Annotated in this window: 3 protein-coding genes; 1 reads left to right on the forward strand and 2 read right to left on the reverse strand. The window is 38.2% G+C overall.

Going from position 1 to position 2,522, the window contains the following annotated elements; all coding sequences use genetic code 11:
• A partial coding sequence (gene tnpA, locus DDE80_RS15815; RefSeq protein WP_427901820.1) for an IS66 family insertion sequence element accessory protein TnpA occupies positions 1-156 on the reverse strand: 156 nt, incomplete at its 3' end.
• 222 nt (positions 157-378) lie between these two features.
• On the opposite strand from tnpA, the gene DDE80_RS14115 reads away from it, so the two are divergent.
• The gene (locus DDE80_RS14115; protein WP_108308569.1) at positions 379-1,257 is read left to right on the forward strand and encodes a glycine betaine ABC transporter substrate-binding protein; all 879 of its coding nucleotides are present in this window, start codon (positions 379-381) and stop codon (positions 1,255-1,257) included.
• Between the two features lie 256 nt (positions 1,258-1,513).
• Here DDE80_RS14115 and DDE80_RS14120 read toward each other — a convergent pair whose 3' ends face one another.
• Positions 1,514-1,996, reverse strand: a complete 483-nt coding sequence (locus DDE80_RS14120; RefSeq protein WP_108308570.1) for a hypothetical protein — start codon at positions 1,994-1,996, stop codon at positions 1,514-1,516.
• Between the last annotated feature and the right edge of the window lie 526 nt (positions 1,997-2,522).

The following is a 2,522-nucleotide window of genomic DNA, read 5'->3' on the forward strand; positions in this document are numbered from 1 at the left end:
TTTACGCAACCACTGATACATACTTTGCACCGGTACATTTTCTTTTGCGCACCAAGCAGCAACGCTTGCTTCGCCGCTTGTGTGAAATGCTTGAATACGAGATTGCCACATCAACTGGCGTTCAGATCGTTTCATAAAAAAAACCTCCAACTTCATTCATTTTCATGATTGTCTCATGTTCATGAAATTCGTTGAAGGTGTGCTGTATTTGGCGCTTACTTTTAATACACAGAACAAACATTAAAACGAATGAAAGGTTTGGTGTTTGTTCTGCATTTTATTTCTCACATAATAGGTGTATGTATTTGACCAAAGTAACAACTTTATAGTAAAGTTGAAGTTGTTACTTTTCAGATACAATTCAAGGGGGAAATAATTATGACAGTAAAAAAAATATTAGGCATTGGTGCTTTAACATCAGCTATCCTTTTAGGAGCATGTAGTAACGATAATGAAAGTGCAGACGATCAATCTTTTGCCGAACAAGTAGACTATAATGTGATTGGAGTTGAACCCGGTGCAGGTTTAACCGGCCTTGCCGAAACGACTCTTGAAAGCTATGACAATTTGAAAGACTGGGATTTAAAAATTAGTTCAACTGCGGGAATGCTTGGTTCATTAGATAAAGCGATTAGCAATGAAGAGCCTATCGTTATTACCGGATGGACGCCACACTGGATGTTTTCTGCCTATGACTTAAAAATTTTAGACGATCCTAAAGGAACACTCGGTGCAGAAGAAAATATTCAAACACTCGCTCGTCAAGGCTTACAAAGCGATTTACCTCATGCATATGAAGTGTTAGATCGTTTTAACTGGCAAGCAGAAGATATGGAACAAGTAATGCTTGATGGTCAATCGATGGAATATGTAGAGGCTGCGCAAAAATGGATTGATGAAAATTCAGACAGAGTTGCCCAATGGACAGAAGGGATTCCACAAAGTAATGGTGAAGAAATCAATTTAATAACGACTCAATGGGACTCTGAGCTTGCCTCAACTACGGTTGTCCAGCTTGTCCTTCAATCATTAGGTTATAAAGTTACGACAACACCAGTGGATCCAGCTATTATGTTTGAAGCGATTGCGAATGGCGACGGTGATGCAACGGTTGCCCCTTGGTTACCTACAACACATGCAGCATTTTACGAAAAACATAAAGATTCCATGGTAGATCTAGGTCCAAATTTAACAGGAACAAAGAACGGCTTTGTCGTACCATCTTATGTAGAAATCGACTCTATTGACGAGTTATAATTATAGTTTAGCTGTAGAAATTTCATAAAAATCGAAAGAACGAATTCCCACTGTGGACATTCGTTCTTTTTTTAGTGCGCCTGGCATGGGTGTAATCTATAGGGTGTAAGTCCCGAACTGTGAAGGCAGAAGTAACGTAAGCGTCAAATAGCACCCCCTGGAAAACAGGTGGGTGCTATTTGACGTTGACGAACGATTTAGCATAATAAAAAGGAATGTCCTTACAGAGCGACGTTCCCTTTAGAAAATAAGTGTTTTATTCTCGTTCTAATAATTGCAAAATGCTAATGATTTTCGTTTTGTTTGCATTACCGATAAAGTTTCCGTATTGTCTATCTTTTGCAGCACGTGCTTCGAATTCAGCAATCCAATCTCTGCGTCCAGTTGCGTCTACACTTGTTTCATACATCGTAAAGTTAGGTGAAGTCTGTCCATTAACGGCTTGCTTAATATATTGTGTAGCACGACCGTAATCAAATGTTAGAATCGAAACATCTAAAAATGTAAGGGCACCAGCTTCATATAATTCATTTGCCATTTCCTTTACTTCTTCAAAAGTCATATTGCGGACGTCATATTGATTGGCAATATCGTCATAAATCGATTCATCCACTTCATTTGTTTTGAACTTATCTGTAGATGATGTTAATACCTTTGAAAAATTTTCTTCTGTTGCTTGATTAATTTTCTTACTGAAAGCTTGCGTACTTTGCCCAGCGCCACCAATTTGTTGAATCATATTACTCACACTTCCTTTCTTTATATTGTTAATATCGGATTTATTGAAAAATAATTTACATAAAATTTATACAAAGACATTCAAATAAACGTTCCCAAATCAAAGTTTGGATGCATAGTAAAAAGCTACTATTACCAATGGATTGAGCGTGTTTTTGTGTTGGCTGCATTCCTCACGCTGTTGCATAAAATCCTGCATACATTATTTTTCACGTTTAAGAATTCGTTCAAATGCCTCGCGATACACTTCTTCGTCTTCTCGATCGCCAATAGCAACAATCTCAGTCACTTCAATCGCCCCATCTACAACTTTATAAACGATATCACTAGCGTGTTGGATTATTTTAATGCGACGCTAGTGACTCTCTGTGAACTACCCACCACTTATTGACCTTGCGGTCTAATTGAAGTGGGGGCTTCTCGACTTATCGTTGCTTTTACTAGCCAACGAAAACTGACCGAGCTAACCCTCTTGTTCCAAGAGTTTTTGTTTCTATGCTAATGCCAATAGGCGAATGCCTTCATTT

It is taken from the genome of Metalysinibacillus jejuensis, from assembly GCF_003057615.1.
Lineage (GTDB): Bacteria > Bacillota > Bacilli > Bacillales_A > Planococcaceae > Metalysinibacillus > Metalysinibacillus jejuensis.